Below are 7,349 nucleotides of genomic sequence, written 5' to 3' on the forward strand. Positions count from 1 at the left end.
TGTCCCGGCTCCGCGGCCCCGGGCCAGATCGCCCGCGGGGCCGCGGAGCCGGGACAGCAGCGCGATACGGCGAGTCGTCTCCTCGGCCAGCGGGCGGGGTTCGACTCCGGGCCGGGCCAGGAGGGTGGGCTCACGGTCGGTCAGTTCCCAGTCCCCCGGTGGGCTCAGCGCCATCGCGAACGCCCCGTCATAGACGGCCGCCGTGCAGACGACCTCCAGTTCGACGGCACCGATCAGACCCGCGGCCTCGAGATGGCGGCCCAGCCGGTCCGCGTCGGGCTCGGCCGCGCACGCGGCGAGCCAGGCGTCGTCGTCGATCCGTCCGGAGGCGAGCAGTGTGGACGTCGCGGTCGGCGCGCCCGGTGTCTCGATCGCGCCGACCCGGCCGTCGCGGAGATGAATCGTGCCACCAGGGGCACCGGAGACCCGTACCGTGCCGGTGAAGCCCTCCTGGTGCAGTGCCTGGAGCAGGGCCGGCACATTGCGTGCCGAGGGTGTCTTCACGCCAACACCTCTCGGGCCCGGTCACCGAGGCTCCGCAGCGCCAGGGCCATATTGGCCCGGTCCCGGTCGAGGCCGGCCGCGAGCAGCAGCGGGTCGCCGGCCGACCGGGGCACGGAGAGCAGCACCTGATGGCGTCTCCTGCTGGTCATGACCACGCTCTCCAGCTCCCCCACGGTCCCCGCCTCGCCGAGCCGCTCGGAGATGAGGGCGGCGAGGTCGGAGACCTCCGTCCCCGTCCCTGCCTGGGCGGCGTCGCCCGCGGTTCCGTAGGTGAGTCCGGTGACGGCGTCGACCAGGGCGACGCCGGTGACGCCCGGAGAGTCGAGAAGCCGGTCCAGGGAGTCCTGGAGCGCGGTCGCCCTTTCCCCCATTCGCCCTCCACGTTCACGCGCCGCACAGTACTTTGAGCATCAACTTCCGTAACACGCAACAAAGTTGACGTTTGCGACCCAAGGATCGCTCGCGTTCGATCGTAGATGGCCGGACAGTGACCGGTCAGCAGCACTGAGGAATTGGGGCAGCAAGATGAACATCGAGACCGCACTCAAGGAAGCCATGACGGTCGACGGTGCGATCGGCGTGGCGCTGGTCGACTACGAGAGCGGTATGTCGCTCGGCACCCTCGGCGGCGGACAGCACCTCGACCTCGAACTCGCGGCCGCCGGGAACACCGAGGTCGTGCGCTCCAAGATGCGCACGCTGGCCTCGCTCGACATGAACGACGTGATCGAGGACATCCTGATCACGCTGGGCCAGCAGTACCACCTGATCCGCCCGCTGAGCAGCAGCAAGGGCTCGCTCTTCCTCTACCTGGCGCTCGACCGCTCCCGCGGCAATCTGGCCCTGGCCCGCCACGGCCTGAAGCGCATAGAGACCGGCCTGGAGGTCTGATCCCTCCCCGACCCGACACCGCACACGACTGAGCCCGTTCCGAGGGCGGCCGGACGGCCGTGCCCGGAACGGGCTCGGTTCACGCATACAGCTTCACGCGTATCGCGGTGCGCGGGTGCTCAGGTCTCCTGCGGTGTCGCCGGCGAGGCCGTCACATCATGCTCGGGGACCGCCTGCCCGGAGCGGATCAGATCGATCCGCCCCATGACCTTGGCCCGCAGGTCGGTCGGCACGTCGTCCTGCCCGCAACACCGCTTGACCAGCTTCTTGACGGCCTGTTCGAGACCGTACTTCTCCAGGCACGGCGAGCACTCCTCGAAGTGGTGCTCGAACTTGGTGCAGTCGGCGTCGGGCATCTCACGGTCGAGGAACTCGTAGAGATGATCGAGGATCTCGCTGCAATCCGTCTCGTGCGGCTCTCCGCAGCTCATGAGCCCGAGCCTTTCGCTTCGTTCGACTCTCCGGCGCCGGCCGGGACCAACCCGCGGTCACGGGCGTAGTCCTCGAGCATGCCGCGCAGTTGACGGCGGCCCCGGTGCAGCCGGGACATCACCGTACCGATGGGTGTCCCCATGATGTCGGCGATCTCCTTGTACGCAAAGCCCTCGACATCGGCGAGGTAGACGGCGATGCGGAATTCCTCGGGGATCGCCTGCAGCGCTTCCTTCACGTCCGAGTCGGGCAGGTGATCGAGCGCCTGCGACTCGGCCGAGCGCAGACCCGTCGACATGTGCGACTCGGCGCGCGCCAGCTGCCAGTCCTCGATCTCTTCGGCCGCACTGCGCTGGGGCTCGCGCTGCTTCTTGCGGTACGAGTTGATGAAGGTGTTCGTGAGGATGCGGTACAGCCAGGCCTTCAGGTTGGTGCCCTCGCGGAACTGGTGGAAGGACGCGTACGCCTTGGCATACGTCTCCTGCACCAGGTCCTCGGCGTCGGCGGGGTTGCGCGTCATGCGCAGCGCGGCCGAGTACATCTGGTCGAGGAACTCCAGCGCGTCCCGCTCGAAACGAGCGTTGCGGTCCGCGGCGGTCTCCGTGCCCTCGGGCTGCTCCGCCTGGCCCCGTTCGGTCCCTGCGTCGGTCCCAGTGACCGGACCCACCTCCTCCAGTGTCCGTGTGGTACCGAAACCGGTACCACCAGATTCGGAGGATAGACGACGATCCGCACCCGCCGCCGCCCGAATAGGGGCGCTCTTCGCCGCGTGCAGCACCGTCCAGTCCAGGTCAGCGCGGCTGCTGCGGGTCGGGCAGATGGTCGAACCCATGCGGCGGACTTCCTCTCCTACGACGGTCAGCACGGTCTCGCGCTGTCTGATCCGCACAACAGGGGGCCGTCACGCAACATTCCCGCCTTCCCACCGACTCCTTACCGAGTGACCCATTCCACTCGTCCCGGCAGGCGACCTCAGCTCGGCCCGGCGAGCGGCCTCAGCGCGGCCCGGCGGACGACCTCAGCGCGACCCGGCGGGGCCCTCAGCTCGGGCGGCCCAGCGACGCGATCCACTCCACGACACCGTCGGTGATCACCTTCAGCGCCGCCTCCTGATCGAGGGGCGCCCGCTTCGGTACGGCGAACCCGTGGTCGCCGTACGGCACCTCCACGAGCGCGTGGGGGCCCTCCGGGAACTCCTCCGGCCTCCCGAACGTGTCGTTCCCGCCCTGCACGACCAGTGTCGGCACCCCGGCGCCGAGCAGTTCGCCGGCGCGGGACTTCTCCGGCTTGCCCGGCGGATGCAGCGGGAAGCTCAGCGCGAGCACGGCCGCCGCGCCCAGCTCCTGCGCGGTACGGCAGGCCACCCGGGCCCCGGCGCTGCGCCCGCCCGCGATCACGGGCAGCCCCGGCCCCGTCAGCGCGGGCCACAGACCCCGCCAGCCGACGTCCAGGGTCTTCGGCGCGGGTGCGAGCTTCTTGCCGGCCACCCGCCAGGGCTGCTCGACGAGCGCGACGGTCACCCCCTGCGCGGGGAGGACGGCGGCGAGGGCCTGGAGATCGCGCGCCTCGACGCCGCCGCCCGCGCCATGGCTCACGGCGAGCACCCATCGGGCGTCCCGCGCCTCGTGCCAGGCGACCCGGGCCGTGCCCGCCTCGGTGTCGATCTCTTCTCTGATCCCGTTCACGTCAGAAGAGTGTGCCCTCCTCGGGGCCCTCCAGCTCCTTCAGCAGCTCCGGGGCGTTGTTACGGACGTTGCTGACGGCCGTGGAGACGGGGTAGGCACGCATCAGTCCGGCGGGCGGCGGCTCCAGCAGGCCGCGCAGATCCTCGGGATCCGTCCGGGCCGGGTCCAGCCAGCTGTCCCAGCGGTCGGGCGTGAGCATCAACGGCATCCGGGGGTGGATCTCGGCCAGCGTGAACGGGCCGTCCGCGGGCGCCACGGCCAGCGGGGTCGTCTCCGCCTCCGTCGTGATCACCGAGCAGGTGACCCACCAGGCCTGCGGGTGGTCGTCCGGCAGGGTCTTGTCCCGCCAGAACTCGTACAGCCCGGCCATGGCGAACACGGATCCGTCGGCGGGGAGCACGAAGTACGGCTGCTTGCGCGGCCTCTTCTTCTTGCCCTCGACCTCCAGGTCCCTCTCGTGCTTGCCGGTGACCCACTCGTAGTAGCCGTCGGCGGGCAGGATGCAGCGGCGGGACGCGAAGGCGCGACGGTACGAGGGCTTCTCGTGGACGGTCTCCGCGCGGGCGTTGATCATCCGGGCGGCGCCCTCGGGGTTCTTGGACCAGGAGGGGACGAGCCCCCACTTCAGCTTGCGCAGCTGGCGGACCGGCCGCTTGTCGTCGGTGTCCTTGAGGGGGCGGTCGAGAACCGCGTAGACCTCCTTGGTGGGGGCCACGTTGTAATCGGGCTCCAGGGTCTCCTCCGGCTCCCACTTCTCGACCTCGAAGACTCCCGCGAGATCCTCCGGCCTGCGACTCGACGCATACCGCCCGCACATCTCGAACCACCCCTCCGACCCGCGCACACACCGGGTCCTCCACCCGGACACGTCCAAGGGTGGCAGACCACCGGCGGGGTGCGGCGCGCACAGCTGCCCACCATGCGCCCACCGGGGGCCCTGCCGGCGCTCCCGTCGTCCGGGCACGCCCCCCAATGCCGCACTCGTCCGTGTTCGGCCACCAGCGCCAACCTCGTCCGCGTACGACCACCGGCATCCCTGTTGTCCGCGTACGGCCACGGCGTCGTCGCGGTCGGGCCCATCCCCGGACCGCACCCCCGCGTCCACCGCTCCGACCAGCCGGTTTCCCCTCAGGAACGATCCCCGGCACCCCGGCGTCTCACATACCGTCCGCCCCCGAGTGCCACACTTCCAGATCCGACGCGACCCGGAGGAGATACCGCCGACCATGGAAAGCACCGCAGCCACCTCGCTGGCCAGCCTGTGGGACGAGGTCTTCGGCACCCAGCCCGACCCCGACACCTGGGTCGTCATCGCCACCGCGGTGGCCGCGCTCGCCGCGGTCGTCCCGCACGGCGTCTGGCGGCTCTCGCGCAACGCGATCACCATCGCGCACGAGGGCGGCCACGGCCTGGTCGCCCTGCTCACCGGCCGCACCCTGACCGGCATACGCCTGCACTCCGACACCAGCGGCCTCACCGTCAGCCGCGGCAAGCCCACGGGCCTCGGCATGATCCTCACCGCGGCCGCCGGCTACACCGCTCCCCCGCTGCTCGGCCTCGGCGGCGCCGCCCTCCTCGGCTCCGGCCGGATCACGCTGCTCCTGTGGCTCTCCACGATCCTCCTGGTGGCCATGCTGATCATGATCCGCAACGCGTACGGCGCCCTCACGGTCGTGCTCACCGGCGGCACCTTCGTCGTCGTCTCCTGGCTCGCCGGCCCCCAGGTCCAGGCGGCCTTCGCGTACGCGGTGGTGTGGTTCCTCCTCCTGGGCGGTGTGCGCCCCGCCTTCGAACTCCAGGCCAAGCGCCGCCGGGGCGGAGCCGGCGACTCCGACGCGGACCAGCTCTCCCGCCTGACCCATGTGCCGGCGACGGTATGGCTGCTGATGTTCCACGTGGTGTCCGTGTGCGCGCTGCTGGGCGGCGGAAGGTGGCTCCTGAGGCTGTGACCGTCAGCTGTGATCGGCCGTACGACGCGGCACCGCACGATCGGCCACGAACCGCCCCGAACGGACGCGTACGCGACGAGCGACGCACGTCAACCGGCTGAGCCCGGCGGAGCGAACCCCCACTAAAGTGGGCCCATGGCCCTGAACGCACAGCCCGCCCTCTGGCCCGCCCCGCACGCGAGCGGAGCCGTCGACGCGACGGTCCACGTGCCCGGGTCCAAGTCCGTCACCAACCGCGCCCTGGTGCTGGCCGCCCTCGCCAGCGAGCCGGGCTGGCTGCGCCGCCCCCTCCGCTCCCGTGACACCCTCCTGATGGCGGCCGCCCTGCGTGCGATGGGCGTCGGCATCGAGGAGACGGTGTCGTCCAGTTCCTCGGCCACGAGCGGCTCCGCCGTCTCCGGCGAGGCGTGGCGCGTCCTGCCCGCGGGGCTGCGCGGCCCGGCCACCGTCGACGTCGGCAACGCCGGCACGGTCATGCGCTTCCTGCCCCCGGTGGCCGCCCTCGCCGACGGCCCCATCCGCTTCGACGGCGACCCGAGGTCGTACGAGCGCCCCCTGAACGGCGTGATCGACGGCCTGCGCGCGCTCGGTGCCCGGATCGACGACGACGGCCGCGGCGCCCTGCCGCTGACCGTGCACGGCAGCGGCGCCCTCGACGGTGGCCCGGTGGAGATCGACGCCTCGTCCTCCTCGCAGTTCGTGAGCGCCCTCCTGCTGTCCGCGCCGCGCTTCAACCAGGGCGTGGAGGTCCGGCATATCGGCTCGACGCTGCCCTCCATGCCGCACATCCGGATGACCGTCGACATGCTGCGCTCGGTCGGCGCCCAGGTGGACACCCCGGAGTCGGGAGGCGAGCCCAACGTCTGGCGGGTCACGCCGGGCGCGCTGCTCGGCCGTGATCTGACGATCGAGCCGGACCTGTCCAACGCCCAGCCGTTCCTGGCGGCGGCCCTGGTGACCGGCGGCAAGGTCGTCGTCCCCGACTGGCCCACGCGCACCACCCAGCCCGGTGACCAGCTCCGGGAGATCTTCACCGAGATGGGCGGTTCCTGCGAACTCACCGAGTACGGGCTGGTGTTCACCGGCTCCGGCGCGATCCACGGCATCGACGTGGACCTCGGCGAGGTGGGCGAGCTGACCCCCGGTATCGCGGCGGTCGCCGCCCTCGCCGACTCCCCGTCGACCCTGCGCGGCGTCGCCCACCTCCGCCTCCACGAGACGGACCGGCTGGCGGCGCTCACCAAGGAGATCAACGAACTCGGCGGCGACGTCACCGAGACCGCCGACGGCCTCCACATCCGCCCGCGCCCCCTGCACGGCGGTGTCTTCCACACCTACGACGACCACCGCATGGCCACCGCCGGTGCGATCATCGGCCTGGCGGTGAAGGACGTGCGGATCGAGAACGTGGCGACGACGGCCAAGACACTGCCGGACTTCCCCGAACTGTGGGCCGGGATGCTCGGGAACTGACGGGCGGACGACGATCATGCGCCGCTACGGCAAGCACACCGACGAGGACGACATCCGGACCCGTCCCAACCGCAAGGGCAACCGCCCCCGCACGAACATCCGTCCGAAGCACGAGGACGCCGCCGACGGCATGGTCCTCACCGTCGACCGGGGCCGGCTGACCTGCCTCGTCGAGGACCGGATCGTGATGGCGATGAAGGCCCGTGAACTGGGCCGCAAGGCCGCGGTCGTCGGCGACACCGTCGCCCTCGTCGGGGATCTCTCCGGCAAGAAGGACACCCTCGCCCGCATCGTCCGCATCGCCGACCGCTCGTCGGTGCTACGCCGCACCGCCGACGACGACGATCCGTACGAGCGCGTCGTCGTCGCCAACGCGGCGTAGCACCGACGAGCGGTCGGCGATGCGGACGATGCG

Annotated in this window: 9 protein-coding genes and 1 pseudogene; 4 read left to right on the top strand and 6 right to left on the bottom strand. The window is 71.3% G+C overall.

Annotation, left to right across the window (positions count from 1 at the left end):
• Both AOK23_RS42935 and AOK23_RS42940 read right to left on the bottom strand, forming a co-directional pair.
• Positions 1–504: DUF4388 domain-containing protein (locus tag AOK23_RS42935; protein ID WP_169800397.1), on the bottom strand; the 504-nt coding region annotated here is incomplete at its 3' end.
• On the bottom strand, positions 501–875 hold the full coding sequence (locus AOK23_RS42940) for a hypothetical protein (protein ID WP_240496845.1): 375 nt from the start codon (positions 873–875) through the stop codon (positions 501–503). The genes AOK23_RS42940 and AOK23_RS42935, both read right to left, overlap by 4 nt.
• Before the next feature lie 154 nt (positions 876–1,029).
• Between AOK23_RS42940 and AOK23_RS42945 the strand changes: the two genes are divergently transcribed.
• Entirely contained in the window at positions 1,030–1,395 is a 366-nt protein-coding gene (locus AOK23_RS42945) for a hypothetical protein (protein ID WP_055717789.1), read from the top strand.
• 119 nt (positions 1,396–1,514) lie between these two features.
• On the opposite strand, the gene rsrA is transcribed toward AOK23_RS42945, so the two are convergent.
• The 4 genes from rsrA to AOK23_RS42965 form a co-directional block, all read right to left on the bottom strand.
• Entirely contained in the window at positions 1,515–1,826 is a 312-nt protein-coding gene (gene rsrA / locus AOK23_RS42950; protein WP_055717790.1) for a mycothiol system anti-sigma-R factor, read from the bottom strand.
• A complete protein-coding gene (gene sigR / locus AOK23_RS42955; protein ID WP_055523577.1) occupies positions 1,823–2,494 on the bottom strand; it encodes an RNA polymerase sigma factor SigR in 672 nt (223 codons plus the stop codon). The genes rsrA and sigR overlap by 4 nt, the downstream gene beginning before the upstream one ends.
• 373 nt (positions 2,495–2,867) lie before the next feature.
• Positions 2,868–3,503 carry an alpha/beta hydrolase family protein gene (locus tag AOK23_RS42960; protein WP_055717794.1) on the bottom strand — a complete coding sequence of 212 codons (636 nt, stop codon included), beginning with the start codon at positions 3,501–3,503 and terminating at the stop codon, positions 2,868–2,870.
• Positions 3,504–3,513: 10 nt separating this feature from the next.
• Positions 3,514–4,329, bottom strand: coding sequence for an SOS response-associated peptidase (locus tag AOK23_RS42965; protein ID WP_055717795.1), 816 nt, complete (start codon positions 4,327–4,329; stop codon positions 3,514–3,516).
• Between the two features lie 409 nt (positions 4,330–4,738).
• On the opposite strand from AOK23_RS42965, the gene AOK23_RS42970 reads away from it, so the two are divergent.
• From AOK23_RS42970 to AOK23_RS42980, 3 genes and pseudogenes are all read left to right on the top strand, one after another.
• On the top strand, positions 4,739–5,461 hold the full coding sequence (locus AOK23_RS42970; RefSeq protein WP_055717791.1) for a M50 family metallopeptidase: 723 nt from the start codon (positions 4,739–4,741) through the stop codon (positions 5,459–5,461).
• A gap of 135 nt (positions 5,462–5,596) precedes the next feature.
• On the top strand, positions 5,597–6,934 hold the full coding sequence (aroA, locus tag AOK23_RS42975; RefSeq protein WP_055717792.1) for a 3-phosphoshikimate 1-carboxyvinyltransferase: 1,338 nt from the start codon (positions 5,597–5,599) through the stop codon (positions 6,932–6,934).
• A gap of 16 nt (positions 6,935–6,950) precedes the next feature.
• Positions 6,951–7,310, top strand: a pseudogene (locus AOK23_RS42980) (ribosome small subunit-dependent GTPase A); the annotation flags it as partial.
• Positions 7,311–7,349: the final 39 nt, after the last annotated feature.

This window comes from Streptomyces torulosus (assembly GCF_001419765.1).
GTDB lineage: Bacteria > Actinomycetota > Actinomycetes > Streptomycetales > Streptomycetaceae > Streptomyces > Streptomyces torulosus.

What these genes read in the sequence shown, in the direction of transcription:
- AOK23_RS42940 (WP_240496845.1), bottom strand. Translation starts at nt 875, where the DNA reads ATGGGGGAAAGGGCGACCGCGCTCCAGGACTCCCTGGACCGGCTTCTC.
- AOK23_RS42945 (WP_055717789.1), top strand. Translation starts at nt 1,030, where the DNA reads ATGAACATCGAGACCGCACTCAAGGAAGCCATGACGGTCGACGGTGCG.
- rsrA (WP_055717790.1), bottom strand. Translation starts at nt 1,826, where the DNA reads ATGAGCTGCGGAGAGCCGCACGAGACGGATTGCAGCGAGATCCTCGAT.
- AOK23_RS42965 (WP_055717795.1), bottom strand. Translation starts at nt 4,329, where the DNA reads ATGTGCGGGCGGTATGCGTCGAGTCGCAGGCCGGAGGATCTCGCGGGA.
- AOK23_RS42970 (WP_055717791.1), top strand. Translation starts at nt 4,739, where the DNA reads ATGGAAAGCACCGCAGCCACCTCGCTGGCCAGCCTGTGGGACGAGGTC.
- aroA (WP_055717792.1), top strand. Translation starts at nt 5,597, where the DNA reads ATGGCCCTGAACGCACAGCCCGCCCTCTGGCCCGCCCCGCACGCGAGC.